Source organism: Dokdonella sp. (genome assembly GCF_041395345.1).
GTDB lineage: Bacteria > Pseudomonadota > Gammaproteobacteria > Xanthomonadales > Rhodanobacteraceae > Dokdonella.
In genome coordinates, this window is the sequence record NZ_JAWLAR010000001.1 from 101,213 (window position 1) to 128,011 (window position 26,799).

24 protein-coding genes are annotated in these 26,799 nt (G+C 61.9%); 8 read left to right on the plus strand and 16 right to left on the minus strand.

Features of this window, described 5'->3' with window-relative positions; translation table 11 throughout:
- Window positions 1-275: 275 nt before the first annotated feature.
- Window positions 276-1,100, plus strand: coding sequence for a hypothetical protein (locus R3F00_RS00445; protein WP_371279718.1), 825 nt, complete (start codon window positions 276-278; stop codon window positions 1,098-1,100).
- Here the strand turns inward: R3F00_RS00445 and R3F00_RS00450 are convergent.
- The 5 genes from R3F00_RS00450 to R3F00_RS00470 form a co-directional block, all read right to left on the minus strand.
- Complete coding sequence (locus R3F00_RS00450) at window positions 1,097-1,570, minus strand: GNAT family N-acetyltransferase (RefSeq protein WP_371279719.1); 474 nt, start codon at window positions 1,568-1,570, stop codon at window positions 1,097-1,099. The two genes, R3F00_RS00445 and R3F00_RS00450, sit on opposite strands and share 4 nt — an antisense overlap.
- The gene (locus R3F00_RS00455; protein ID WP_371279720.1) at window positions 1,567-2,925 is read right to left on the minus strand and encodes a hypothetical protein; all 1,359 of its coding nucleotides are present in this window, start codon (window positions 2,923-2,925) and stop codon (window positions 1,567-1,569) included. The genes R3F00_RS00450 and R3F00_RS00455 overlap by 4 nt, the downstream gene beginning before the upstream one ends.
- Window positions 2,922-4,322, minus strand: coding sequence for a nitrogen regulation protein NR(I) (gene ntrC, locus R3F00_RS00460; protein WP_371279721.1), 1,401 nt, complete (start codon window positions 4,320-4,322; stop codon window positions 2,922-2,924). Before ntrC ends, R3F00_RS00455 begins: the two co-directional genes overlap by 4 nt.
- The gene (locus R3F00_RS00465; RefSeq protein ID WP_371279722.1) at window positions 4,319-5,410 is read right to left on the minus strand and encodes a nitrogen regulation protein NR(II); all 1,092 of its coding nucleotides are present in this window, start codon (window positions 5,408-5,410) and stop codon (window positions 4,319-4,321) included. The genes ntrC and R3F00_RS00465 overlap by 4 nt, the downstream gene beginning before the upstream one ends.
- Before the next feature lie 166 nt (window positions 5,411-5,576).
- On the minus strand, window positions 5,577-7,094 hold the full coding sequence (locus R3F00_RS00470) for a DUF1254 domain-containing protein (RefSeq protein WP_371279723.1): 1,518 nt from the start codon (window positions 7,092-7,094) through the stop codon (window positions 5,577-5,579).
- Between the two features lie 557 nt (window positions 7,095-7,651).
- On the opposite strand from R3F00_RS00470, the gene R3F00_RS00475 reads away from it, so the two are divergent.
- The 4 genes from R3F00_RS00475 (at window position 7,652) to R3F00_RS00490 (ending at window position 10,805) form a co-directional block, all read left to right on the plus strand.
- The gene (locus tag R3F00_RS00475; RefSeq protein ID WP_371279724.1) at window positions 7,652-8,677 is read left to right on the plus strand and encodes a hypothetical protein; all 1,026 of its coding nucleotides are present in this window, start codon (window positions 7,652-7,654) and stop codon (window positions 8,675-8,677) included.
- 166 nt (window positions 8,678-8,843) lie between these two features.
- Entirely contained in the window at window positions 8,844-9,236 is a 393-nt protein-coding gene (locus R3F00_RS00480; protein ID WP_371279725.1) for a hypothetical protein, read from the plus strand.
- Between the two features lie 207 nt (window positions 9,237-9,443).
- Window positions 9,444-9,842 carry a tetratricopeptide repeat protein gene (locus tag R3F00_RS00485; protein ID WP_371279726.1) on the plus strand — a complete coding sequence of 133 codons (399 nt, stop codon included), beginning with the start codon at window positions 9,444-9,446 and terminating at the stop codon, window positions 9,840-9,842.
- 279 nt (window positions 9,843-10,121) lie between these two features.
- A complete protein-coding gene (locus R3F00_RS00490; protein ID WP_371279727.1) occupies window positions 10,122-10,805 on the plus strand; it encodes a hypothetical protein in 684 nt (227 codons plus the stop codon).
- A gap of 143 nt (window positions 10,806-10,948) precedes the next feature.
- On the opposite strand, the gene R3F00_RS00495 is transcribed toward R3F00_RS00490, so the two are convergent.
- Genes R3F00_RS00495 through glnA form a run of 3 tightly spaced genes read right to left on the minus strand, consistent with a single transcriptional unit; the run spans window position 10,949 to window position 14,483 of the window.
- Window positions 10,949-12,592 carry a sulfotransferase gene (locus R3F00_RS00495; protein WP_371279729.1) on the minus strand — a complete coding sequence of 548 codons (1,644 nt, stop codon included), beginning with the start codon at window positions 12,590-12,592 and terminating at the stop codon, window positions 10,949-10,951.
- On the minus strand, window positions 12,589-13,077 hold the full coding sequence (locus tag R3F00_RS00500) for a hypothetical protein (RefSeq protein WP_371279730.1): 489 nt from the start codon (window positions 13,075-13,077) through the stop codon (window positions 12,589-12,591). Before R3F00_RS00500 ends, R3F00_RS00495 begins: the two co-directional genes overlap by 4 nt.
- Window positions 13,074-14,483 carry a type I glutamate--ammonia ligase gene (glnA, locus tag R3F00_RS00505; RefSeq protein WP_371279731.1) on the minus strand — a complete coding sequence of 470 codons (1,410 nt, stop codon included), beginning with the start codon at window positions 14,481-14,483 and terminating at the stop codon, window positions 13,074-13,076. The genes R3F00_RS00500 and glnA overlap by 4 nt, the downstream gene beginning before the upstream one ends.
- A gap of 152 nt (window positions 14,484-14,635) precedes the next feature.
- On the opposite strand from glnA, the gene R3F00_RS00510 reads away from it, so the two are divergent.
- A complete protein-coding gene (locus R3F00_RS00510; RefSeq protein WP_371279732.1) occupies window positions 14,636-15,424 on the plus strand; it encodes an undecaprenyl-diphosphate phosphatase in 789 nt (262 codons plus the stop codon).
- Window positions 15,425-15,612: 188 nt separating this feature from the next.
- On the opposite strand, the gene R3F00_RS00515 is transcribed toward R3F00_RS00510, so the two are convergent.
- A complete protein-coding gene (locus R3F00_RS00515) occupies window positions 15,613-16,245 on the minus strand; it encodes a YbhB/YbcL family Raf kinase inhibitor-like protein (RefSeq protein WP_371279733.1) in 633 nt (210 codons plus the stop codon).
- A gap of 17 nt (window positions 16,246-16,262) precedes the next feature.
- On the minus strand, window positions 16,263-18,359 hold the full coding sequence (locus R3F00_RS00520) for a tetratricopeptide repeat protein (RefSeq protein ID WP_371279734.1): 2,097 nt from the start codon (window positions 18,357-18,359) through the stop codon (window positions 16,263-16,265).
- Window positions 18,360-18,485: 126 nt separating this feature from the next.
- On the opposite strand from R3F00_RS00520, the gene R3F00_RS00525 reads away from it, so the two are divergent.
- Window positions 18,486-19,964 (plus strand): AAA family ATPase, encoded by a 1,479-nt coding sequence (locus tag R3F00_RS00525; RefSeq protein ID WP_371279735.1) that lies wholly within the window; start codon window positions 18,486-18,488, stop codon window positions 19,962-19,964.
- Window positions 19,965-20,117: 153 nt separating this feature from the next.
- On the opposite strand, the gene R3F00_RS00530 is transcribed toward R3F00_RS00525, so the two are convergent.
- The 4 genes from R3F00_RS00530 to R3F00_RS00545 form a co-directional block, all read right to left on the minus strand.
- Window positions 20,118-21,122, minus strand: coding sequence for a YheT family hydrolase (locus R3F00_RS00530; protein ID WP_371279736.1), 1,005 nt, complete (start codon window positions 21,120-21,122; stop codon window positions 20,118-20,120).
- A 43-nt stretch (window positions 21,123-21,165) separates the two neighbouring features.
- Window positions 21,166-21,972: a lysophospholipid acyltransferase family protein gene (locus R3F00_RS00535; protein WP_371279737.1), complete on the minus strand. Its 807-nt coding sequence runs from the start codon at window positions 21,970-21,972 to the stop codon at window positions 21,166-21,168.
- A 79-nt stretch (window positions 21,973-22,051) separates the two neighbouring features.
- Window positions 22,052-23,008 carry a serine/threonine protein kinase gene (locus R3F00_RS00540; RefSeq protein WP_371279738.1) on the minus strand — a complete coding sequence of 319 codons (957 nt, stop codon included), beginning with the start codon at window positions 23,006-23,008 and terminating at the stop codon, window positions 22,052-22,054.
- A 4-nt stretch (window positions 23,009-23,012) separates the two neighbouring features.
- The gene (locus tag R3F00_RS00545) at window positions 23,013-23,456 is read right to left on the minus strand and encodes a hotdog fold thioesterase (protein ID WP_371279739.1); all 444 of its coding nucleotides are present in this window, start codon (window positions 23,454-23,456) and stop codon (window positions 23,013-23,015) included.
- Between the two features lie 109 nt (window positions 23,457-23,565).
- Between R3F00_RS00545 and R3F00_RS00550 the strand changes: the two genes are divergently transcribed.
- Entirely contained in the window at window positions 23,566-24,135 is a 570-nt protein-coding gene (locus tag R3F00_RS00550; RefSeq protein WP_371279740.1) for a DUF2845 domain-containing protein, read from the plus strand.
- A gap of 312 nt (window positions 24,136-24,447) precedes the next feature.
- On the opposite strand, the gene R3F00_RS00555 is transcribed toward R3F00_RS00550, so the two are convergent.
- Together R3F00_RS00555 and R3F00_RS00560 are read right to left on the minus strand one after the other, a co-directional pair.
- A complete protein-coding gene (locus R3F00_RS00555) occupies window positions 24,448-25,707 on the minus strand; it encodes a heme biosynthesis HemY N-terminal domain-containing protein (protein WP_371279741.1) in 1,260 nt (419 codons plus the stop codon).
- Complete coding sequence (locus R3F00_RS00560; RefSeq protein WP_371279742.1) at window positions 25,704-26,789, minus strand: uroporphyrinogen-III C-methyltransferase; 1,086 nt, start codon at window positions 26,787-26,789, stop codon at window positions 25,704-25,706. The genes R3F00_RS00555 and R3F00_RS00560 overlap by 4 nt, the downstream gene beginning before the upstream one ends.
- Window positions 26,790-26,799 lie beyond the last annotated feature (10 nt).

The window sequence follows — 26,799 nt, forward strand, 5'->3', positions numbered from 1 at the left end:
AGGGGGCGCGATGGTACACTGCGGCCCCCACCGCGAAAACCATCAGCGGATCCGTTTGCGGCAGCGCGACTGGCGCAAGGCAAGCGGAAGTCGCCATGGTGACCTCTTGATGGGGGCGAGGAGCGTCACGGCAGTGGCGGGCCAGATCAGGCGATCTCCGCAGCGACCGGAATACGCCACGAGCGACGTATCCAGCAACAAGCCGAAGATGAAAACCTGCCCGTTCGACTCAAACTTGAAGATGTCCGGTGATCGCATGAAGAGTCCGGGCTGACGTGGCGGTCTCATCACAGGCACCCGGAGCCGATGCGGCGCGATCCCACCTCATGGCCCTGGTCGCGGTGGAGTGCGAGGCCCCGGGCGCGCCGCCCAGAGCCGCACTTGACCGACAGATGGCCAGCGTCCTGGCCGATGCCCTGGCTCAAGATCTGGTCACCCAGATTCCGCAGATCGGCCTGCTCGATTTCGTGGTTGTCGGTGCACTTTACGATCAGGCACAGGTCCTGCGTCCTCACTGGCCCTTGTACGCATCGATGGCAGACGCGCTGGAGCGGCTGCCACGAGAATCTGGCGAGAGCCACGTGGTTGCCCTCGGCACTCATGGGGGCCGCTTGCCGTTGTCGATTCTCGAGCCGGAGCCGGAACTGTTCGGCAGCCCGATGCTGGTCATGCCCTGGCTCCTGAGCGGACCGGGCGACGTGATCGGCAAGGTGGCGCAACGTCTGGAACAGGAGTTGATGGAGCGCGGCCTGATCGGAGCCGAACTTGCCCTGGCCATCGGCGAGGCGTTTGGCATCAAGACCGCGCATGCGCGCCACATGACCACGCTCGATCTGTGTGCGCTGGCCTGCGCGCAATACGAACACGCGGGATTGGGCGCGCTTTGGCAGATCATCGAAACGGCCTTGCTGAGGCCGGACCAGGAGATCGGCGTCAATCTGGATGACGGAAGTTCACTGTGGTTTCGAGACAGAACAGTTCACTTTGAATCCCGCGACAGTCGCCTGCTCGCACAATACCGCGCCATTCTCGGCGCGCACGGAATCGTGGTCGTGGCGATCGGTCGGGGCGGCCCCGACGCGGGGCCGGGCAGCGCCTAGGCCGTAAAGTCGATGAATCCGGTCTGCAGCATGCGATAACCGGCGTCGCGCATGCCCAGCGATGCATAGGTGGCCTGTGCATCGTGATTCTCGTTTTCGACGTAGAGACGCAGCCCGACCACAGCAGCGGTGGCGCGAGCGCGTGACTCGGTATCCGCATACAGTGCGCTGAATACCCCGCTCCGGCGTGCTTGCGGCGTGACATAGACACTCTGTATCCACCACCAGTCGCCATTGCGCCAGTCGCTCCACTCATAGCTGACCATCAGGCTGCCTACTGCCACGCCATCGCGCTCGGCCACCCTATAGAAGCCGCGACGCGGATCGGCGAACACGGCCTCGGTGCCGCGTGTCAGCAGTTGCCTGTCGAGAGTCTTGTGTTCGGTTTCCAATGCCATGGCCGCATTGCAGTCGACCAGGAAGGGGATGTCGGCTGCAGTTGCGGCGCGGATCGTGATGGCGTTGCTCATGGGGTGTATTCCGTTTTGGTGGCCAATGGCAGCGAGAATCGCGCCGAGCGCCTCGTGTACAGGTTCTCGACCCAGATCGAACGACCATCCTCGGAGATACCGGTGGGGCGCGAGCCTGTGCGCAAGTGGTCTGGACGCGCGTCGAAGCGTTGCTGCAGGGATTGACCGTTGCCCTCGGTCTCACGCAGCCAGACCAGGGTCGCGGCCAGACGCAGATGCGCAGCGGAGTCGAGAAGTCGTTCGTGATACTCATTGAATTCCGGAGCTCCGATCCGGGTCAGGATGCATCCGACCTTGTTCGCCTGGCAGTCGAACCAGTCGATCTCCAGTGGCGGCCTCACGGGAAGCCTGTCCTCAAGCGCCTGCGTGGCGTCCTCTGCCTTGCAGTAGGCTTCGGTTTCCCTCGCGCGCCAGGCGCGAACACGCGATGCATCGAATACCAGGGGTTGTGTATTGCGCTCCAGCCAGCCCTTCTGCGCGCTGTCTTTTCCAGTTGAAACCAGTGGATCCAGCAAGTCATCGATATAAGCAAATTCCCCGATCATGGCCGAGCAGAGGGAAACCTCCCCGGCAACAACCGGTACCAGCGCTGCATCGCAGTCAGCAGGCAAGGGCTTGGCAGCATCCATCTCGGCCAACATGTCGGCAAGCAGCGCGATATCGGCATCGCGACGGGATGCGGCAAGCATGGTCTGAACCAGTGATCGGTTGTCGCGCCCGAAGCGTCTCCACGTGGAGAGATTGCGACAAACACCTGCCAGAGCCTGCTCGTGCATGCCATCCACGAACATCAGGGCCAGTTGGCTGGTACGCAATCGCTGAGGCAGCCTGCTGTGCACGGTAGTGGTGACAGCCATGCTGAGTACGGGCGGGAAGTCGTTGTGGAGATATTCGTGATCTTCAATCGCTACCGCTCGCTGAAGAAGTCGATCGTGTCTGGCCAGAGCCTCACGCGTGGATTCGGGGTTCTCACGCACGGTCGCCAGACAGCTTTCAGGTGTGTCCTCGCACAGGGCCGTTGACCGCGCATCGGGCACGTCAAGGTCCGGTAATTCATTCGAAGGAAACTGCAGCTCTTCGCCGGTCAATGACAAGTTGCTGCGAACGTACTCGACGTCACGTGCGGCAAGGCGCTCGAAATCGGTGTCGGGAACATCCTTCGCGAACAGCCACAGGGTCGCAAATGCATTTCGTCCTTGAGGCGCAACGTATGGCACTTCCACCAGCTCGAGTGCGGCCTGCTCGTCTGCGGTGGGTCCGCGCAAGCGGTGCCAGGCGATATTGAGCAGGAACAGGATAATCACGCCCAGCAACAGCAGAAGAAGCCACTTGATGAATTGTCGTGTCCATTTCATTCGTGTTTCCTCCTGCGTGAGCTTCCCAGTTTTCGAGTCAAAGTATTGCGACCCAGGCCGAGTGCCCTGGCGGCATTCTGGCGATGGCCGTTGTTGACGGTGAGTGCGGCTTCGAGAAGGACGCGATCAAACTCGGCGAGCGCGCGTGCATGCAGGGCCTCGCCACCTCCCTTGAGTTCCTGCTCTGCCCATTCGGCCAGCGCGAGACTCCAGGCGGGCCGGCTCGGGGTGATGTTGCTGCGCAGTTCGATGGGCAGATCGGCGACACCGATCTGGCGACCACTGGCGAGTACGGCGAAGCGCTGACAGACATTCTCCAGTTGCCTGACATTGCCTGGCCAGGGCAGTTCGCGCAGCGCCGACAGCGCGGCAGGCGCGAACCGCTTCGGCTCCATCCCGGCTGCGCTGCTGGCCTGGGCGAGAAAATGTTCGGCCAGACGCGGGATATCGTCACGGCGATCACGCAATGGCGGCACCTTCAGGCGCAGCACATCCAGACGATGCAGCAGGTCCGCACGGAATTCGCCGCTATCGACCTTGGCTTCGAGATCCTGGTGGGTGGCCGCGATCACGCGCACGTCGGTCTTGATCAACTCGCGGCCACCGACACGATAGAACTCGCCGGCGGCCAGCACGCGCAGCAGTCGAGTCTGCAGGGCCAGTGGCATGTCGCCGATTTCATCGAGGAACAGGGTGCCCCCATCGGCCTGCTCGAAGCGTCCGGCATGACGTCGCACTGCTCCGGTGAATGCGCCGGCCTCATGTCCGAAAAGTTCGGACTCCAGCAACTCCGAAGGGATGGCTGCCGTATTCAAGGCAATGAAAATCCTGTCTGCACGCGGGCTCTCGCGGTGCAGGGCGCGCGCAACGAGCTCCTTGCCGGTGCCTGTCTCGCCCGTGACCAGCGCATTGAGTCCGCTGGCGGCGACCCGGCCAATGGCACGAAACAGTTCGCGCATGCCGGCGCTGCTGCCGATGAGTTCGTGCTCTGCGCTGTTCGATTCCTGCTTCGACGGCACGGCTTCGGCAATGGCCTGGGCGAGAGCGCGCTCGGCCATCTCGACCGCCGCATCCAGATCAAAGGGCTTGGGCAGGTAGTCAAAGGCGCCTTGTCGATACGCGGCCGCGGTCGTTGCGACATCGGTGTAGGCACTCATGACGATGACCGGAAATCCGGGTTCGCATTCCGCCAGTCGCGAAAGCAACTCGAGCCCGCTGGCACCCGGCATGCGGACGTCGGTAAAGATCACATCGGGCGATCCCGATTCGAGTGCTGCGAGCAGGGTCTCTGCATCGGCAAACTCGCGTGCATCGAAACCGGCATCGCGCATCGCCGCTGTCAGCACGACGCGCACGCCGCGGTCATCGTCCACGATCCAGACGCGTGCATCACTCATGGCGACAACTCCAGTGGCAACAACAGGGTGAATGTGGTGGCGCCGGGTCGGCTGCTGTGGCGCAACTCGCCGCCATGTTCGTCGGCTATCTCGCGCGCCAGGGCCAGGCCGAGTCCGCTTCCATCGGCGCGCCCGGATACCAGGGGTTGGTAGAGGGATGCGGAGATGTTCGCGGGGACTCCGCAACCATCATCGATCACGTCCACGCGCAACACGACACGTCGCAAGCGCTCGCCCAGCCGGGCGCCGAATTCGACACGCGTGCGCAGGCTCAGCGTCGTCGCGCCGGCCTCGACCGCGTTGCGCGCAAGATTGAGGACCAGCTGATAGAGGCGGTCGCCGTCTCCTACAGCCGGGGGCAGACTGGGATCGTAGTCGCGGCGAACCATCGGCGCGCCATCCTCGGCGGCGATCAGGGCCGCCACGCGCTCCAGCAGCTCATGCACATTCAGCCTGACCAGGCGCGGCTTGCCGCGCGCGCGCAGCAGGTTGTCCGCAAGACCGGCCAGTCGATCGGCCTCGGCGATGATCAGCTCGGCCAGTTCGCGCAGGTCATCGGATTCCACCCGTCGCCCGAGCAGTTGCGCCGCTCCGCGCACACCGGCGAGCGGGTTTTTCACTTCATGGGCGAAACCGCGCAATGATTCCGACAACGCAGGCGTGCCGCGATCGCCGCTCGAATGGGTCTGGTGCAGCTCCATCAACAGGCGCTGCTGATCCAGTGGCGTAAAGGCAATATCGCCGAAGAATTCCCCTTCGTCGCGGCGACGAAGGCGTATCTGGCGCAGCACCACTCGCCGCTGCTCGTCCAGCGCGCGCTGCGCCGCCTCGACCAGCCCCGAACCGCCGGGATCCAGCAGTTCGAGAGAGTCGCCATGCCAGCGCAGCAAGCCGGCGCCGAGCAAATCGGCCAGGGCGGGGTTGCACCAGTTGAATTTCAGGCCGAAATCGAGCTCCGCGAACGCCGTGATGCATTGGGCCAAAACCTCCTCGGAGGTCTGAGGCCCGGATTGCTCGATAGTGGTGCGATGCTTGGGCATTGCACGATAGTAGTGCATGTCGCGGACAATGCGAGCTGAAATGATCAACGGTCAAGTGTCGGGGAAAGTATCCCGTGAACCCGAAAAGAAAATTCTCCAGCAAGGGGGATATGTTGGCGAGCGGAAAGGGCGCCTTCTTCAACTCCACCGATCGGGCTCAGCGGACGACGCGTTGGCGTCGTCCGCTGCAACCACTTGCCAGCGGGCACTACGCTTACTTGATCAATTCGATCTCACCTGGCTTCCAGGTCTTGTCAAACCATGGTTCCATTGGTCCGTAGAGACGCAAGATCATGAACCAACCTCTATCGGGAATCGTCTGCACCCAGTTGTTTTCCTTGCCGGTCGGAGGCTTGGGACCGAAATAGACATCAACCGAACCGTCCGTATTGACCAACACGTCCTTGTTCTGGCTGCTGACACTGGGGAAGCGCTGGTCCGTCTGTATCATCGAGCGTGTCTGGTTGTCATAGACGATGACCGACCAGAAATCCTTGACCGGAACATTCGGTGGCAGACGCAGTTTGTAGTTCTTGCTGCCATCAAACGGCTTTCCGTTGGAGTCCTGAGCCGTCCAAGGATATTGCGAGCCTTTGCCAACCATTTTCTCCGCCATGGCCGGTGTCACCCCGGTCGCGAAGTAATAGAAGAATGCTGCGCCATCCAGATTGGATACGCCCGGTGAGACTTCGAACTTGTAACCGCCGAAGAACGGCAGACGCCACGAGCTATCTGGATAGAAATAGGCGTCCTTTTCGCGCATCCTGAATGCGATCGCCCGCGCAGTCACCGCACCGATGTTCGCGGCATCCGTCAGGATTTTTTTCATCCGTGCATCCGGGTTGAAGGGCTTGCCTTTTTCTATGCCAATTGAGGCAAACAGGCCGAGCGTCGTGGGATCACTGCCTGCGCTGGGTTCTTCCTGAATCACTTCGTTGAGCAGGCCCCAGAACGAATAGTCACCTGGAGGCACAAAGTTTGTTGGAAGGCCGGAAGCGTTGACGAATTTCACCTCGGGAGGATTGGCTGCGTCAGCGAGTTGATAGATCTTCAGATACTTTTTCGCTTCTTCGACACCAGGCTTGGTCGAGCCATCGACGAGGAAGGAACGAAACGGCATCCAGCTGCCATAGGTACTGGGCCTTACCACGTAGTATCCGTCAGGAACATCACCGCTGTAACCGGGAGGCAGAATCAGGTATTTGCCACCCATCCCCTTGTCTTCGCCGGTAATGCCGACATCGGCCACCCAGCGATACCAGAAATCATCAATGAGCCCCAGGACTTTGGGTGGAATTTCCACAACCAGCGGCCCATTCTTGGTATCGAGCCAGACAAAGCTGTAGACGGTATTGTCGTTGGCTGTGAGCTCCACAGTCTTGGAATCCACCAAGTCTTCCCAAATCACATTGGTCTGGTTTGCTGGCCCGAACTCGGCAAGCGTTGCGCGCATGCTCGCCTGATTGACGATCGGTATGGCCAGCAGGTATGCCTGTAGCGCCCGCGAGGCATCCAGATTGTCATAGACTTTCTGAGTAGTCGCATCATCGGGATACCCATAATTCAAGCTCAGCGTACCTAATGAAGTTTCCACCTTGTCAGGGACCGCGACACCCGGTGCGATTGGTGTGGTCATTTTCATTTGCGCCGCTTTTTCTGCGTAGCTGCTGTTCGTCACCAGCAGGCAAAATAGAGCGGCGGCAATCAAGCATTGGATAGGTCTGCGTTTCATTTCTTTGGCTCCTCTTGACGTTCCTCCAAGTTTCAGTTATGGCCTGAGCCAAGTAAAGCGTATTTTTTTGACCCCTACCCAGTTCTAGCGCCAGCCGAAGATGGAGATTTCGTCGGAAATTTCCTCTTGCTGCCGTGACAGATGCTTTGACAGTTGGCGTCCTAGCCATGGAAGTTGGGCCCGATCCTCTGAAGGGTTTCTCGCAGGTGCCCCATTTGGAAGACTCTGTCACTGGGCAATTGCTTGCAATGGGACCTGTCAGCAAGCATGGCACTCCGGTGGCTCAATTCGGCAATCGTCTGACTCGTAGAGCAATGTCGGCTATGTCCCGATTTGGAGAAGTCGACAGCCATGTTCAACGGCGGGCGTGGAACTCGGCGCAACGAAAGATCCGAAGGGCCCGGCAAGGAACGGCGGGTGCTTTGCCAAAGCGGCCAGGAATGTCGGATAGTTGATCAGCGGACCACCGAACTGGCGGATCCGGGCATGGCCATCGGACGGGTGGATCAATCAGGGAGCGGCAAGACATGGGCGATTGGAAGTCAGGTTCAAGTGGAATGAGCATCTGGCTGATGGTTGCGGCCATCGCATTCGGGACCGAATCGTTGCTCGCGGCGACCACGCCGGCACCTGCGAAGAATCCCCTCAAGAGCGTACTAGCACCTGAAGCATTGGCACTGGGCGAACTTGAGCTGCCGCAGAGCGCTGGCGTTTCGGAGCTTGATCGGCTGGTTGGTGTGGATCTCCCCGGTGCCTTCGAAGGTGAACGCTGCGATGAACTCGAATCGACCATCGAGGAACAGCTGCGCCTGGATCCGTCGAGTCTCTCGGCGTCCTACTTCAAGGCACTGTGCACGGGGTCGGAACAGTCAATCCTCGAGTATCGGCAGACCAGCAACGATCTCGACCTGAAGTTCAAGCAGGCAGAATTACCGGCGGGCGAGTACTTCGGCGATACCGTCATTTCGGTTTCTTCATTCCTGGATATCGGTGTCTTCAATGTCTGGCACGGCTACGAGGTTCTAGCAGGCTATTACGACATCGCCGGAGGTGGCAGACGCCTCTATTTCGTTTCCATCGTGCGCGATCCTGAAAGCGGACGAGAGTCGAGGATCCATTTCGACCTGACCCGCGTCGCTACCGAACTCGGGCAGGTCATTTCGTCGGAAGTTTCTGCACCGATCCGTCAGGCTATCGAAGATTCGCCGGCTGCTGCGCTGGTCGGCGCGTTCGTCAGTCAGGCGGTTGCTGACCCGGCAACGCTGACAGGACTTGCGAGTTTCTCGGCAAATCTTCCCGACGGCTCGTGGGAATCGCCCGAAATTCTCGAGTTGCTCGAGAAGGCAGCAGCGATGGAAGACAGTTACGCTCGGATCCTTCTGGCGAGGGCATTGTTGCTCAAGGAGAGCCTTCCAGTTTCGGCAATGCCTTCACACTCGCCACCAAAGCTTCGGAATCCGGTTGTATGGCCGATCTGGTTTTGTATGCCATGCTTGAAGTGCACCGGTGGCAGGAGAAGCAAGAAAGCGCGGCGCGTTGAAGAGCGCCGAACGAGCGCTTGGTGCCGCGCATGCCCACTATGAACGACTGGCCACGGTAGTAGCCTCTGTCCGAGGGCAGTCGCGAACCGCAAGCTCGGTCTGCGCTGGCTCGAGAAGGCAGCCCCGCTGGCGATGCGAGTGCGCAAAACCAGATGGGTATCGAGTGCTACTCGGATAAGCCCGACAATCCGGGAAACGAGTGCATCCGATGAATACGAAAAAGGCTGCCGACCAGGGCATGGCGTTCGCAATGTCCAATCTTGCATGGAACTTCGAAAACGGCAGCGGCGTAAGAGAAGGATCCTGGCAAAGCGCAGATGTACTACCGACAGGCCATGGAGCATGGCAGCACCTTCCACTGACCCGGCAACCTGGCTTTCTCCTTTCACAAACCGACGATGCTGCGCACAGCAAAGCACAAGTCGCCGCGCTCTATCGAAAGGCGGCGGAATGGGGCGCACCCTGGGGCAGAACAATTATGGCGTCGTACTTCGCGAAGGAATCGGCGTCCAATGATGAAGGCCAGGGCCGTTCGCTGGTTTCGACTCGGAACAGCGCAGGGAAATCTGTCCGCGCTCTTGAGGCTTGCAAACGCCTATGAATGGGGTCTTGGCCTTGAACAGGATGAGACTTAAACAGGCATTTGCACTGGTTGAGAATCGCCAGAGACGCATCTTTCTGCTCGCGGCAGAGCTGGGCGACAGCGAGGCCATGTGGCGATTGGGGAAGCCGCGTTGGAGGAACCTTTACTGCAGCCGATCGTGAAGTCGCAGAGCAATGGTTTCGAAAGAGCGCCGAGGCCGGTGACATGATGGGTCAACGCCGACTTGGCTTTCTTCTCTCCGAAAGTGAAGCGGAAGACAGAAGGGGCGAAGGAGTGCGTTGGCTGCTTCAGGCGGCTGAGTCGGGTGACGACGTTGCATCCAACGGCCTCGGCATTGCCTACGAAAACGGTATCGGCGTGGAAGTCGACTACGGCTCGGGCCAAGGCGTGGTTTCTGAAGGGAGAGGCCGCCGGAAACGTACGCCATCTTCAATCCTCGGCCACCTGAATCAGAGCGGGATTGGCCAGGATCCGGATCCGGTCATGGCAAGGACGTACTTTGAGCGTGCCAGTGCGATGGGGCTGAACCCTGCCAAATGCCATCTCGGCGAAATGCTTATTGAGGGCGAAGGCGGCGGCGTGGATCAGTTGGCTGGGCGCTGATCACGCAAGGCAGCGAACGGGAGCGTTCGCATGTGTCAGCTCAAGCTCGGCATGGCGTTTCGTTTTGGGGCTCAATCCATCGCCGTGGACAAGGCCAAGGCGATTCACTATCTGGAGCTGGCCTCGGCTCAGGGACTGGCATGACAGCGCAACTCGTGGAAATCTCGATGCGACAACGAGGATGACGCTGAAAAGATCGCAGAGGGTTTTGCGACTTTGACCCGGCTTGCGGAAACCAACTCTGCACGAGCACAGTTCCTGCTCGGAGAGGCTTGCCTGATGGGTCGCCCATGGCCGCGCGACTTTGAATGTGCGCGTCGAAACTTCGAGCTTGCCGATCAAGGAAGCATTCCCGCTGCTGCGTACAACCTGGGATTGTTTGCCCAGGCGGGCATTGGGGGGGCCGTGGATCTGGATGCCGCTGAAACCTGGTTCCGCAAAGCAGCGGCCCACGAGGGCTCTGCTCTTGACTATGAAATTGGGCGACTGCTCCTGCACCGCAACAAGAACGTACAAGAAGCCATCGATCTGCTCCTGCCCAACGCCGATGAAGGCAGCCCCATAGCGGCCTATGTCCTGTTGCGGTTTTGTCGTGAGAATCCGGATTGCAACCTGACTCCCATCAATATCGCCGAACTGGAGAAACAACTTGCCGAGTTGACACCCCAACTGAAGAACGATTTGGCCTGGGGTCTGGGCTGCGACGCGTTGTCCGATGCCGAGGATGGCCGCTACGCTGTGCAGTTGATCAAATCGATGCCAGCAAAGGAAAAAGTCACGTGGATCGTGCTAGATACACTTGCCGCAGCTTACGCCCGTGCCGGGGATTTCGCGAAGGCTGTGAGCGCACAGAAAAAAGCCATAGGCTTGATTCCAGAAACCGAGATTCGAGTGCGGCGTCTCATTTTTGAGGAGCGTCTTGAACGCTACGAGTCCGGCAGGCCCTGGGATCTTCCGTATTGAGATTTTTCAGGCTCGTGACGGGCGCCTGTTCTCGCACTCCAGTCGCGGGCAATTTCGGATGCCGCCCCATGCAGGCCTCTGTAGTACGGCATTCGAGCTGGCGACGGCGACCACACGGCCTGCCTTCCGCACTCTCTTCCGGTTCATTTCTCCGGCTTTGACTCAAGTGCAGGCTGATTTTTTTCGATGAGTTCCAGCTCCGGGACGTACTCCAGATACCTTCGCCAGCGATCGACCGATTTCGTGTTGACCGTTTGTCGCGCCTGCCAGACGCTGGCGGTGGCAATGATTTCGACTGGCTTGACCTCTGCCGTAGTCGTCGCTGCGTCAGGTTCGAGGCCGAGGAATTGATGGACTCTGGCGAGCGTTGCATCGGTATCGGCGACGAGCGCTTCGTAGTCGAGCGCGAAGATGCGTTCCGGCATGACTGTTTGCCAGTGCGACATCAGGCGCTGGTAACCGCGGATGAACTCGGCGATGTCGCCGAATGCGTAACTCCAGTTCATGTCTGCGTGCGCGAAATGCTGGCTCCAGATCGACAAGGCGGTATCGCGCAGATCGCGGCGGCAATGGATGATGCGCGCCTGCGGCAGCATTGCCACAATCTGGTCGAGATGGCGGAAGTTGAGCGGGTTCTTGTCGATGTAAAACTGCGCGGGCGTGTCGTCCTGACGGAGTTGGCGCATGAAGTAGCGCCCTGCACCGGCAAGAATCTCGGTCGTCGCTTCCGCTCCAAGTCGCGGCGCAAAGGCGGAAATCCAGTTCAGCTCGCCGCGATTGCGAATCCGCGCGTCGCGCGAAAGCAGGCTGGCGGCCAGGGTCGTTCCCGAGCGCGGCAAGCCCACGATGAAGACCGGAACGGCATCATCCACCTGCGCAGCCTCGGCCAGCGCAGGCGAGCCGATTCGCGAATCGACAAAGCGCTGCCATGCCGCCGAATCCCAGGGATGGCTGGCATGCCAGCGCGCATTGGTGCGTCGAAGTACTTGCGCAGCTTCGGCCGCATCACCCAGATCGTCGAGCGCCTTGCCCAGGGCAAAGCCAATCGCCGTGTCCGCGTCTTCAGCCAGGTCCTCGCGTGCAGCACCCGCGCGCAGCAAGCCAAGATCGGGATCGTCGTGCCCGGTAAAGCGATGTGTGTGCGCAAGTCGCAACCACGCAGACGCCTGGGTCGGATCAATCGCCAGTGCCCTGCGCAAGGCCTCACGTGAATCCTCGAAGCGCCCGAGCACCAGTGCGATTTCACCGGCCCGACGCAGCAGCCCGGGATCGTCGGGATGTGCGGCAAGCATGGCCTTCGCCAGCGGATCGGCATCGGCAAAGCGCTCGCACTCGCAGAGAAAGGCGAGCGTGCGCTTGTCGCTGTCCAGGCTTCTCGGCTCGTGTTCCCACAAGGCCAGCATGACCGCGGCCAGCGCCTGCATGCGTCCCTGCTCGCGCAACAGGTAAGCCAGTGAAAGACTGGCATTGACGTGGGAGGGTTCCAGCGCAATCGCCTTGCGCAGCGATGCTTCGGCTTCAGCATGGTTGGCATTGAGGCGGCAGGCATTGCCCAGCAGGTAATTCAGCGTGGAGGAATCTGGAAACCGATCGGTTGCCACTTCGAGCAGAGCCAATGCCGCGAGCGAATCCGCGCGCAACAGTTGTTCGGCACTGCCAATCCATTCCTGTTCGCTGGCTGCGCCCGATCGCAATCGATCAAGAAGTGCCGGTACGCCATTGGCGGAGGTCGCAGCCAGTACTTGCTGCAAACGTGCCAGAGCGTCGGAAAATTCCGCCGTACTCACGCCAGCAACCAGAGGCCCACTAAAGCCAGGGTGGCGCCCAGCAGCAACCCGCCCACCACCGGCCAGTAACTTCCGTCACGCTTCAGGCAGTAGAACAGATAGCCCGGCACGAGCAGGGACAGCCAACCGGCGACGAGACTTGTCTGGAATGCGAGAACGGCGCCGGTGAGCAGGGCAAGACAATAGACCGCGATTCCACCGAGGATCATCACGCTCGGCAGATTCATGGAGGCGAAATCCTCCGGATACTGCAGCTGGCCGAAGTAGACGGCCGCACCGACGCAGCCTGCGACCAGCAGGAGAAACAGGCAGATCACCAGCAGCCAGTTCACCAGTTCGCGGCGAAACCGGCGCCAGCGTGCCGCCGAGCGCGCCTGAGCGCGCACGGCCGGATCGATTTCCAGTTCGATGTGGCCAATGCTCGGCTCCAGGCGCTTGCTGCGTCTGTTCTGCTCCGCCTGCGGCCTGATATCGCGTCGGCTCAAATCGAGTAGTACATCTGGTATTCGATCGGATGCGTGGCCGCACGATAGCGCGTCACTTCGTGCATCTTCAGATCGATGTAGCCGTCGATGAAATCATCCGAGAACACGCCGCCAGCGGTCAGGAATGCGCGATCCTTGTTCAGCGCATCGAGCGCCTGGTCAAGCGAATGGCAGACCGTCGGGATGTTCTTCTCTTCCTCGGGTGGCAGGTCGTAGAGATCCTTGTCAGAGGGGGCACCGGGATCGATCTTGTTGAGGATGCCATCGAGGCCGGCCATGAGCAGTGCGGCAAACGTCAGATAGCCGCTGTTGACCGGATCCGGGAAACGGATTTCGATGCGCCGGCCCTTGGCATTGTTGACGAACGGAATGCGGCAGCTGGCCGAGCGGTTGCGCGCCGAGTAGGCCAGCATCACGGGCGCCTCGAATCCGGGTACCAGCCGCTTGTAGCTGTTCGTCGAAGAGTTGGTAAAGGCATTGAGCGCGCGCGCGTGCTTGAAGATGCCGCCGATATACCAGAGCGCCGTCTGCGACAGGCCACCGTAAAGATCGCCTGCGAAAATGTTGTTGCCTCCCTTGGCCAATGACTGGTGCACATGCATGCCGGAACCGTTGTCCCCCACCAGGGGCTTCGGCATGAAACTCGCCGTCTTGCCGTACTGGTGGGCGATGTTGCGCACGACGTACTTCATCGTGATCAACTCGTCGGCCTTGCGCACGAGGGTATTGAAACGCGTGCCGATTTCGCATTGGCCGGCGGTGGCCACTTCGTGGTGATGCACTTCGACGACCTGGCCAAGACGCTCGAGCACCTTGCACATCTCGCTGCGCAGGTCCTGCAGGGAATCGACTGGCGGCACCGGGAAGTAGCCTCCCTTGACGCCCGGACGATGACCGCTGTTGCCGGCCTCGAATCGCTTGTTCGACGACCAGGCTGCTTCCTCGGAATCGATCTCGAAGCCAACCTTGCCCATGTCGACCTGCCAACGCACCGAATCAAAAATGAAGAACTCGGGTTCCGGTCCGAAAAAGGCCGTGTCGGCGACACCCGTCGATTTCAGGTACGCCTCGGCGCGCTTGGCCAGCGAGCGCGGATCGCGCGAATAGGCCTGCATCGTATGCGGCTCGAGCACGTCGCAGGTGATGATCAGGGTCGGATCGGACATGAACGGATCGAGGATGGCGGTCTCCGAATCCGGCATCAGCACCATGTCCGATTCGTTGATGCCCTTCCAGCCCGAGATCGAGGAGCCGTCGAACATCTTGCCGTCCTCGAAGAATGCCTCGTCGACCGAGTGTGCCGGAAACGTCACGTGATGCTGCTTTCCGAGCATGTCGGCGAAACGCAGATCGATGAACTCGACGTCGTGGTCCTTGATCAGCTTGAGCACATTGGCGACAGACATGGTGGATCCTCTGGGAAGGGTGGCGTCCGCAACGGGCCGGACTGCATCGCGTGGGTGACAATTCTCGCACGAACCTGTCGATGGAAAGGTCGCACTGCATCTGGACAACCATTTGACCTATGCTCCGGGGTTTGACTGACCGGATTCCGCGCGTGCCCGACCTGATCAACGTCATCCTGCTTGGCATCATCGAAGGCATCACCGAATTCCTGCCGATTTCCAGCACGGGCCATCTGCTGATCGCCGAACAATGGCTCGGTGCACGCACCGACGCCTTCAACATCGTGATCCAGGCCGGCGCGATCCTGGCGGTTACCCTGATCTACTGGAAGCGCTTGTGGCAGCTGGCGACGGGCTGGCGCGAACCCGAAAATCGCGATTACCTGCTGAAGCTCTTGGTTTCGTTCCTGATTACCGCGGTACTCGGACTGGTTGTGAGCAAGATGGGCTTCAGCCTGCCCGACCAGGTCCTGCCGATCGCAATCGCCCTGGTGGTTGGCGGCTTCTGGATGTTCGCAGCCGAATACTGGAGCGCGAAGCGCCCCGAGAGCGACCGGATCACCTGGACCGTCGCCATCCTGGTCGGCCTGGCCCAGATCGTCGCTGCAATTTTCCCCGGCACGTCCCGCTCCGCTGCGACAATCTTCATCGCCATGCTGGCCGGCACCAACAACCGACCAGCGGCCACCGAGTACGCCTTTCTGGTCGGCATCCCGACCATGTACGCGGCCAGCGGCTACCAGATCCTCAAGCACTGGAACAGCGCCGGGGTGCAGGAAGACTGGCTCGCGATCGCAGTCGGATTCGTTGCGGCCACGATCACCGCCTTCATTGCAGTGAAATGGCTACTTGGCTATATCCGCACGCACACCTTCAATGCATTCGCGATCTATCGCATCGTGCTTGGCGTACTGCTGCTGGCGTTGTTGCCGGCGGACTAGCTGTTTCAGGATGTTGGGCTCCGCTTGCGCTCAGCACCGACAACGAAGCCGCAACGCGACGAGGGCAGTCGAAACCCGCTCCCTGTTTCGGCTTTGGGTCCGCTTTGGACATTTGAGCTGAGCGCAGTCCCGAAAAGGGGATTCCCTTCGATCACGATGCCCGGCGTGAGGCCCACTCTACGGCCTAGTCATCGACGCAAGGCGGCATTCAGCGAATAGGTGCCGACGATTTCCGCTTCATCGAGCACGTGACCCTGCATCGCGCGACGCAGGTCGGCAAGGTTGAATCGTCCCTCGAGCCCGAGCGATGCCACGTCGATGGCGGCGACGCGAAAGTGATAGTGATGCAGGCGCTCGTCGTTCCAGGGCGGGCACGGACCGTCGTACCCGTAGTAGTCGCCGGCCATGTCGGCATCGTTGGCGAACCAGCTCGTGTAGTCGTTGATGCCCTGCTTCGAACCAGCCGGACCGAACGGTTCGCGCACACCATGCGGGACGACGCCTTCCGCGCAACTGCCGGCACCGAACTCGCGGATTTCCGCCGGTATGTCGATCATCAGCCAGTGCACGAATTCGCCGCGCGGCAATCCCGAGCGCACGCTGCGCCCCTCCTGATTGACATCGTCACCGACCGTCGGCGCATCGACATCGATGCAGGTCAGCACGAAGGACCGGGTGCCTTCCGGTACGTCGCTCCAGGTCAGGTGCGGATTCCGGTTCTCGGCGAAAACGCAGGGTTCGCCCTTCGGTCCGGGCTTGCCAAAGGCAAACTCGGACGGTATCGGTTGCATGTCGTGGAAGCTCTTGCTGCGGATATGCATGACGTCCCCCTATGGTCTCAGGATGCCTTGACGAGTGGCCCCGGCAGACTGGAAAAGGCATCTGCCAGAGGTTCAGCATAAGCTTGCCAGTGGCCATCCTCGAAATGGGTCGGCAAGCCTGTCACACCGGCCTCGATACGCCGACTCAATGGACCGGGTTGCAGACTGTCGATGCCGACAAAGCGGGCCAGTTCGGCGCCTGCTCCGGCCGGATCGGCAAGTACCTGCTCGGCGTTGACGACCAGATTCGCCAGACCACCCTGCTCGGCAACCAGGCGAACGTGAGCCGTGGCGCGAGCGAGCCAGGCCAGGCAGCTGTCGAAATCGTTCAGCCCGGCGAACGGAAGCCAGCCGAAGGCCAGCCAGTTGAGCAGGGCGTCGCGCGGGTCCCTATCGACCACGATCACGCGGGTTCCGGGCAGCACAGCACGCGCGAACAGAAGATGGTGGGCATCCAGGCGCGGCAGCCAGTCGACGACAGGGCGGCTGAGGTCGATCCTGCGTTCGCGCAGCGGTGCAAAATAGGCTTCGCGCTGGGCCTCGATGAATTCCGCAGTCGGCTCGCCTTCGGGAAGCATGACCGTCCCGGTATCGAAGCCGTCGTTGCGTACGCCCTGGACACGATCGCGCAGCACGACGAGCCCGGGCTGGTCAGCGAGCAGGGCGGCAACTCGGTCCACACCGCTTCCCGGTGTGCCGATCAGCAGGATCGGGGCGTTTTCGCAGGCATCCGCTTCGGGCTTCTCAATTTTCCTGGCATAGTCGGCCGGCAGCGACTCGAGCCGGGGCAACATGCCCGGCAGACCCTTCTGCGCTTCGCGAAAATCCGCGACCGCTTCCGCTACCTTGCCGGCTCGATCATTGAGCTGACCCGAAAGGTTGGTGCAGACACGCGCGACATCCTTGTTGGCCTTGCGCAGATCGATCGCCTTCAGCAGCTCCCGGGCGCCGGCATCATCGCCGGCGCGCATGCGTGCGCGCACCCGGATGATGCCCAGCGTCGCGTCGGCCGGCGCAAGCTTGACGGCCGCCTCGGCGACCTCGGCGGCGCGATCGAACTCGCCGTTGCTTTCCAGCGCGCTCGCGAACTGCACGGCCGCTTCGGGATCCTGAGGATCGCGTTCGACCAGCCACTTCCAGTCGGCTGCCGCGTCGGCATGGCGACCGCTGGATCCGTTGATGCGGGCACGGGTTGCGCGCCAGCGCACCTGCTCTGGAAACTCGGCGATGCGCTGGTCAAGCAGGCTCAGCAATTCCTGCCCACGACCCAGCTTGCCAAGGCACCAGGTCATGGCTTCGAAACAGGCCTCGTGGTCGGGCTTCAGTGCCAGTGCTCGCTGGTAGGCGGCAATCGCCTCTTCGAACTTTTCCTGGATTCGCAGCGAGTCGCCCAGGCCCAGTTCGGCGGCCAGTTCGAAGCCGCGCACGCCCTGCAGGGCACGGAAATACGGTTCGGACTCGGCGGCCCGCTTGTCATGGATCAGCAGCTGACCGAGTGCGTTGCTGGCGTGCGGCAAGCCCGGGCGCAGGCGCAAGGCATTGCGGAAGGCCTGCTCGCCGAAGGCCATCATGCCGCGCTTGGCGAAACCACGGCCCAGCGCATAGGCGATCGAAGCATCCTTCGGCGCCAGATCGGAAGCACGAGCCAGATACTTGAGCGCCGTTTCGGCATCGCCCGCGTCCAGGGCGAGGGTACCGAGCCCGCTCAGGGCCTGCGGATCTTCGTCGACGCGCAGGGCGGTGCGGAAATAGTCGCCGGCGAGCCGGGTATCGCCCTGCATCATGGCGATGTGGCCGAGGGCCGTATGCGCCCCGGCGATGTTCGGATCCAGGGTCAGGGCGCGCTCATAGGCACTCCTGGATGCATCGATGTTGCCGGCTTCGAGCTGCACCGAACCCAGCATGAGCAGCAGCTTGGGCTGTTCCGGGGCCAGGTCATGCGCGCGCGCTATCAATTCCGCGCTTTCGGCGAGCTGGCCGCGCGTGCGGCAGATCGCTCCGAGCCCACGCAGGGCCTCGCTGTTGGAAGGATCGGCGGCGAGGGCTTCGCGATAGCCTTTTTCGGCTTCATCCAGGCGACCGTGACGATGGTGTTCGATGGTTTCTCTGAGCATGTTCTTCAACGAGTTGGGCAGCCCGACGGGCGCTTGTGAATCCCCCATTATGCCGCATGCCGCCATGTTAGGCTTCCGCGCCTTGCATTTCGGGCCATCTCGTGTGGCCGCGAGGAACGGGAAACAATGAGCGGCAATCAGGATCTCACCACACTGTTGCGGGCGCGAACGCCGCTGCTGGTCATCGAATCGGCGGAGGAAGGGCGGGTCATCGAGAGCTTCAGGCACGCCATCGCGCAGTCGCTGCGGCCGCTGTTCACCTGGAGCATTACCGACGGCCTGCGGCGCATCGACATGGACGACGAGGGCGAGCAGGCCATTCCGGATGCCACCCTGACCCTGACCTCGATCAAGCAGCGCACCGAAGCTGGCGTGTTCCTGTTGCTCGATTTCCAGCCCTACCTGCGTTACCCGATGACCCTGCGCCTGCTGCGCGAAATCGTGCTGCGTCAGGGATCCGCCGAACACACGCTGGTCCTGGTCGGCTCGAAGATCGAGCTGCCGGACGATCTCGGCGAGCATGCCACGCGCTTTGAAATGGCTTTGCCCGACGCACAGGCCATGGCCGCCCTGCTGCGCGAAGAGGCGTTCAACTATTCGCGCGAGAACAGTGGCCGCCGTGTCGAGGTCGATGCCGACTCCGCGCGCACCATCGTTCGCAATCTGGCCGGCCTGACCCATGCCGATGCTCGCCGCATCGTGCGCAAGCTGATCTACGCCGACGGTGCGTTGGGTCCTGCCGACCTGCCGGAGCTGGCCCAAGCCAAGTTCGAGCTGCTGGATCGCGAGAATCTGCTGCATTTCGAGTACGAGACGGCGCGCTTTGCGGAAGTTGCGGGCCTGAACCGCCTCAAGCGCTGGATCCAGCAGCGCGAGCCGGCTTTTGTCGGGCGCAAGCTCAAGGTCAGGCTGGATCCGCCCAAGGGCATTCTCCTGCTCGGCGTGCAGGGCTGCGGCAAGAGTCTGGCAGCCAAGGCCGTCGCCGGCGGCTTTGGCGTGCCCTTGCTGCGCCTCGACATCGGCACGCTGTACAACAAGTACCACGGCGAGACCGAGCGCAACCTGCGTGCCGCACTGAAGAACGCCGAAATGCTCTCGCCTTGCGTGCTCTGGCTCGACGAGATCGAGAAGGCCTTGTCGACCGAAGGCAGTGACGATGGCGTATCCCGACGGGTGCTCGGCTATCTGCTTACCTGGATGGCCGAACGCAAGGGAAAGGTCTTCCTCGTGGCCACTGCGAACGATGTTTCAGCACTGCCTGCCGAATTGCTTCGCAAGGGTCGCTTCGACGAAATCTTCTTCGTCGATCTTCCCGATGCGGAGTCGCGCGTGGAAGTGCTGCGCATCCATCTGGCCAAGCGCGAGATCGATGCCGAGAGTATCGACATCGATCACGTCGCCAGCGCCTGTGAGGGATTCTCCGGCGCCGAGATCGAGCAACTCATCGTCGCCGCAATGTACGCCGCTTCGGCAGATGATTCGGCTCTCGCAACGGAGCATCTGATCGAAGAAGTACGTCTGACCCGGCCGCTGTCGGTGATGATGGCCGATCGCGTCTCGGCCCTGCGCGAATGGGCACGCGACAGGACTGTGCCGGCGGATTGAAGTCTGAATTCCCGTTTGGCTGCCTTCGCAAGAGTGGGTCTCAGACCCACCCGCTCGCAAACAACACCCGCCCCTGCCAATCTCTCCGCCGTCATCGAGGCAGCACCGCGATCCTCACCATCAAGGTCCTCGGCGAATAGAGGCCTTGAACGTTCAATCAGCAACCGGCAACACCAGGTTCCGACTCATGCGTTCCGCAATGTAGTCCTCGGTCCAGCTGGTCAGGGAAAGGTCGCGGATAAAGCCGCAGTGCCCTCCGCCCGGCGCAATATCGAGTTCGACACAGGACGGAAGACTGAGCTTGCGAAAATCGGCCACGGGAATGATCGGGTCATCCACCGATGTCAGTACGCTGGTCGGTACACGCATGCTCGACAGGCGGTCGCCGGCAATAGAGTAGCCGTCGAAGTAGTCTTCCAGCGTTGCGAACCCGGTGTGCCGAAGCACCAGCGAACGGGTCAGTTCGCGCAGGTTGCCGCGCAGATCCTTTTCGTCGAACAGACGATCGGTCGGAAAGGCACGCTGCTTCAGGCCCAGCGAGCGTTTCCACTTGCGCAGGAAGTAGGCCTCGTAGAACCACGGCGCCTGTTCGATAGCATTCATCGCATCGCGCGGGCTGATCGCCGGGCATACAGCCAGCGCGTAGGCCAGCGGAATCCCCGCATCGGGCGCACGCAAGGCCACGCGCAAGGCAAAATTGCCCCCGAGCGAAAAGCCGGCAATGGCCAAGGGCAGCTGCGGAAACATGCGTGCAACAGCGCCCACGGCAGCCACGACTTCATTGATTCGGCAAGAGTGAAACAATTCGCGATTGAGATGGTGGGTGTCGCCGTGATCGCGGAAATTGAGTCGGAAAACGTCATAGCCTTCGGCAAGCAGGCGTGAGCCGGTGTGCAGCACGTAGCTTGATTGCACGCTGCCTTCCCAGCCGTGCAGCAGGACCACCAGCCCGCGTGCATCCGGCAACGCTGTCTGGGCAGTGTGCATCCCCTGCAGGCGCACTCCGTCACCGCAATCAAGCAGGTGCTGGCTGGCGTTGCGTTCGAGTGCGGAAAGCCGGCGCCGGAACAGCAGGCGACGCACGCCGCTGGAGGCCAGCACCGATTGCAGGTGCGGATTGCGCAGCAGGCGAGGCGGTCGGTAGTCGGATGCGTTCATGGCTTCAGCAATGATTCGGAGCGCAAGTCCAGGTCAAGTCCATTCAACGTTCGCCGTAGCCCAGCGCATCGATAATGCGTGCCCGGCTCTCCTCGGCCATGCGCCGACGCGCGTCCGGGGTTGCTTCGACGGGCTCGAGGAAATGGACCTCGGCATCCATCGAGCGGTTTCCAAGCAATCGAATGAAGTTGGCGGCGAAACTTTCACCGGGAGAGAACGGCACGTCGGGATCCTGCATGCCGTCCAGCCCGTAGCGCAGCGCCACAGGCTGAACCGGCGCCTCTGCATCGAGCGCAGCCTGGAAGATGCGCGCATGAAACGTGCGCACCTGTTTCCCTGCGCCGGTACCGCCTTCCGGAAAGATGCCGACCGGCATTCCTTCGCGGAGCCGCTCCACCACGCGACCCATCACCGCCGACATCGAGTCGGTGCTGCCACGCTGGTGGTAGATCGTTCCGGCACGCGTGGCCAGCCAGCCGACCAGCGGCCAGCGTGCGATCTCGCTCTTGGCAACGAACTGGATTGCGCGCTGACTGTGCATCAGCTCGATGTCCAGCCAGGAGACGTGGTTGGCCACGTACATGACCGCGCCCGGCAAAGGCTTGCCATGTGCACGGATACGGAAGCCGAACAGGCGCACCAGGGTGCCCGACCACCAGCTGATCATGAACTGGTCAAAGCGCAGCTTGCCGACCGGAATGCGTGCCAGCAGCGGATTCAGGGCCAGTACGGCCAGCGGCAGGGCGAGCACGACATGCAGCGTCAGCAACGGCGCACGCACGAGATAGCGCAACGGACGCATGGCGTCGCCGCGGGTTGACTCTCGAGTACGTTCAGTCGTTGAGTTCATCGATGCGTATCGTACCGGAAGCGAGGGTCGTGCCAGCACATCCTCGCTTATACAAGTCGACCGAATGCTCTAAAAAGTATCAGTTGCCACTCAAAGTGGAAATGGCTTCGGCCAGATCGTTGCAGTGTTCTTCCCACCAGCGCGCCTCGCCGACATGGGCGAATGCCATCGGAAATGCGGGATCATGCCAGCGCATGGCGACCCAGCCGGCCCAATGCACCTGGCGCATGATGCGCAAGGGATCGATCAGGGCGAGTTCGGCCGGATCGAAGTCACGAAATTCGGCATAGCCTTCGAGCAGGATATCGAGTGCGGCCGCGGACGGCGCGAGCATCCAGAGATCCTGGACGGCCGGTCCCATGCGCGCGTCGTCGAGATCGACGAAATGCGGGCCGGCGTCGGTCCAGAGCACGTTGCCACGATGGCAATCGCCATGCAGGCGGATCTGCCGGATGGGAGCGGCGGCCTCGAAGCATTCGTCGAGCAGATCGGCCAGTGCCGCTGTCTCGTCGGCATAGCGCTTGTGCAAACTGGCCGGCAGGAGCTCGGACTCCAGCACCGCCGCCGCCGGCTTGCTGACAAACGTGTCAACGTCGATTTGACCGCGCTCGCTGAATCGTCCGCGTGAACCGACCCCATGGATGCGCGCGAGCAGGCGTCCCATCCACTCGAGGTTGTCGCGCGTTTCGAGCTCGGGCGAGCGACCGCCCTGGCGCGGATACAGACTGAATCGAAACCCTTCGAACTCGAGCAGCGACCGACCCTCCAGGATGAGCGGTGCGACTACGGGCAGCTCGGCGTGCAGAAGTTCCAGGGCGAACTGGTGCTCCTCGGCGATCGCCGCATCGCTCCAGCGGGCCGGTCGATAGAACTTGGCGACAAGTGGCGTCCCGTCCTCGATGCCGATCTGGTAGACACGATTTTCATAACTGCCCATGGCGAGCATGCGCCCATCAGGTTCGAATCCGGCATCCGCCACGGCATCGAGAATCAGATCGGGGCTCAGGCCTGCGTAGGGAGCGTCGCCGTGATTCACCGGCTCAGACGGCCTTCGGCGATCGACGCGGCACCACAGCCATGGTCAGACGGGATATGCAGACGAGGTTCTGTTGCCCGTCTTCGATGCGGATCTCCCAAACCTGGGTCGAGCGACCGATATGCAGCGGACGTGCAGTGCCCGTTACCGGCCCTGAAGTCACCGCACGCACGTGATTGGCGTTGATGTCCAGTCCGACTGCCATTTCACTGGCCGGATCGAGCACCAGATTGGCGCCGAGGCTGCCAAGCGATTCGGCCAGCGCCACCGATGCTCCGCCATGCAAGAGCCCGAAGGGTTGTATGGTGCGCATGTCGACCGGCATCGTGCCGCGCACGTAGTCATCGCCTATTTCGGTCACACGCATGCCGAGATGTTCGACCATGGTGTTGACGTTCCAGCCATTGATGCGATCAAGATCGACCGATTGTTTCCAGATGGGCACCATGAGTCTCCGCGAATGTGCTGCGCGACTATAGCAAGCCGGACATGCGACGATGCGGCAACTATCTGCGTCACGTTGCTGTCATTGCACTGAGCCCCGCGGAGCCTGCCCGATGATCCGAACACTTGCTCTTGTCGCCCTCATGTTGACGCTGGCAAGCCCTGTGGCGATGGCGCTTCGCTGCGGCAACCAGCTCGTCAGCGATGGGGACCGCGACTTTCAGGTCCGCGAGCGCTGCGGCGACCCCTACTGGGCCGAGACCTGGATTGGCGTCGACGTGGTCGGACGCTACTCGGCGCTGGAAACCCAGCAGGAAGTGGAATGGAGCGTCTGGTACTACAACTTCGGACCACGCGCGCTGATCCAGCGACTGGTGTTCGTCGATGGCAACCTGCGCTTCAGCGAATCATTGGGATACGGCGTTCGCGAGATCGGCGACAGCTGTCGCGCGAACATGAATTTCACCGGACTGAGCAGCGGAGAGCTGGTGGCCAGATGTGGCCAGCCCGCGCATCGACGCGCCTCGAACGACGGTCTGGTCTACCGCCCGGCGCCCGGCCTGGAAAACTGGCGTCAGCAACGCCGCGAAGAATGGACCTACGACCTTGGCAGCAACCAGTTGCTGCGCGTGCTTCACCTGGTCAATGGCAAGGTCGAGTCTGCGCAGAACCTGTCCCGCTAGCAACTTTCGTTCGTTTCGAGCCCGATCTGTCGGGCGTCTGCCGAAGCAGATCAATACGGTGGGAGCGTCCTTCGACGAGCTTCCTTCGACGGGACTCAGGACGAAAGGCACTGACCTGGTGCTCGTCACTCCAGCGCAGGCCGGGATGACGCAAGCCGGGAATCGGCGCCAGGTCAGTGCGATTCCGCTCAGAGCCTGGCCCGGACTGGGGTCAGAGGACGAACGTCGGGGAAAATCGGACCCTACTCGAGCCGATCAGTTTACGGCGCAGCGCACTTCGCCTTGCCACTCCCCATTCCCCACTTCCCGCTGCTACTTCCCGACTGGCAAGCGCGGCACACCGTGGGCGTCGCGCTCTTCGAAGATGAGTGCGCGCGTATCGACAGTTCTCGGAACCTGGCCGCTCAACGGAACGGCCGGTTCGCCGCGCAGATTGAGCAAGGCATTGCGGTAGCAGCGATTGGCCAGGCTCTCGTTGCCGGCTCCGGCGTGGCAGTCGCCCAGGGTTTCCCAGGCGATCGGTGATTCGGTTATTTCGACGGCGCGCTCCAGATACTGGATGCCCTTGCCCCACAACTTCTGGTCACGACACAAACGTCCGAGCGTGGTCAGCAGCGACGTGCTGTTCGGCGCGATCTGCAACCACGCTTCGGCGTGGCGGGTTCGCGTGGTCATCTCGGCGGGGCCAATGTCGCTGTAGCACAGCGCCAGTTCGTCACTCCACTCGCGCCGCTGGGCCGATTCGATCTCATCCATTGCAGCGAGCGTCTGACCGAAGCTCGCGGCACGGCGCGCGAAGGCGGCGATCACGTCGGGTTGCTTGCGGCGATTGCGACCGATGTCGTTCCAGAGGCTGTTCAGGCGCGCCTGCGAAGGTGCGCTTGCCAGCGCCGCCATCATCACGCGAATTTCCAGCGCGGCAAAGGAATCCGCCGTCAGCGACTGCGTTTTCGCCAACGTCGGAAGCGCGTCCAGCGCTTGCTGCACGTCGCCTTGAGTCAATGCGGCTTCGACAAGCATCTGCCAGCCGACCGGCGGCAATGCGCCTCGGGCTGCCTTTGGCTTGAGCAGGGCGAGCGCATCTGCATGGCGTCCGCGTTCAATCATGAACTTGGCTCGCTGGGCCAGGGCCGCCGATTCGAGATCCAGTGCAGCGTCGTCGAGGACTTTCGATGCGCGCTCGTCGTCGCCGCGCGCGTGGGCCGCACGGGCCATCGCCAGCAGGGCCGGGCCGCGCAGCGCGGGTTGTTTGATGGCCTTGGCCAGATGACGTTCAGCCTGTATGTAGCGGCCCTCGGCGAAGGCGGCCAGGCCATTGGCCAGGTTCTCGCGAGCGCGCCGCTTGCGGGCGCGAATCCAGGCCTGCAGCGGCCAGCGCAGCAAGCGCCAGGCCAGACTCAGCAGGCCCCATAAGACGAGCAGGGCGACCGCAGCAAATACCAGGGTGGTTTCGACCGATGTATCGCGCAAGCGCAGCAGCACATAGCCCGGATCTTCAACGACCCATTGCCAGCCGAATGCCGCGGCCGCAGCGATCAGCAGAAGCAGAAAGACGCCAATCCAGACTCTCACTGCAGCTCCCCGTCACGAGGCTGCGGCGCCAGCACCGGTTGCGACAGGGCGCGGGTCGTGCGCAGGTTGCGCAGTTCTTCCAGCGCAGTGCCGAGTTCGGGAAGGGCCGGTGCCAGAGGCTTGGTGGCAACCATGTCGAGCGTCGCCAGTGCTTCACTGACCGCAGGGGCGCCAGGGTCCAGCGCCGCCAGCATGCCGGCGCGTGCACGCGCGAGGGCGGCGCTGAAGCCTTCCTGGTCGCGTGCGAACAGGTAAGTTTCTGCTGCACGCAGGTCTACCGCAATGAGGGTGCGCAGCAATTCTTCGTTGCGCAGCTCGAACGCAGGGCCGGCGTCATCGTGGCTGACACGCACGAACTGGTCCAGGATCTCGCGGAAGCGCGAGCGCTCCGGCTTGAGCGCGGCCTGCTCACTGGTTGGCGTGGTCTTCAGTGGCAGCGTGACGATGCGCGCACGCAGATCGGCCAACGCATCCAGAGTGGCACGGGTTTGCATCGGCCGGGCAGCTTCCAGTGCCTGCATTTCCGCGCTGATGGTTTGGCGAACGGCGCTGAACAGCGGGTCTTCGGCTGCCGCCAGCGCACTGTCGGCGAGTCGATAGGCGGCGATTGCACCGCTCGCGTCACGAAACAGAGCCAATCGTTCGCCCGCCAGCTGGAGGATGAACTCGGCCTCGTTCAAGGCCATGGCATCGCGATTGCTCAGGCGTTGATCAGCCAGATTTGCCACTGCGTCTTCAAGCGCACGCGAGCGTTCGCCGAACGCCAGCACCTCTTCGCGAATGCCGCGATTCATCGCTTCGGCATCGCTGGCACGCGTGCGCAATGCATCCATTTCACGACGCAATTGTTCGTTGGCGCTGCTGAGCGCGCTGATCTGTTCGGCCAGACGCTCTTCACGCTGGGAATCCTGTTCGCGTGTCTGCCGCTCCCAGAACCACCAGCCGAGCAAACCCAGTACCAGCAGTACAATGACGAGGATGAGGAGGCCAGGCCCGCGACTCTTCCTCGTCGATACCTTGGCGCCGCCCTTCCTTTCGGATTCGGCGGGTGCGGGCAAATTTGCAGCGGATTCGGTTTCCATGGGGTCCATG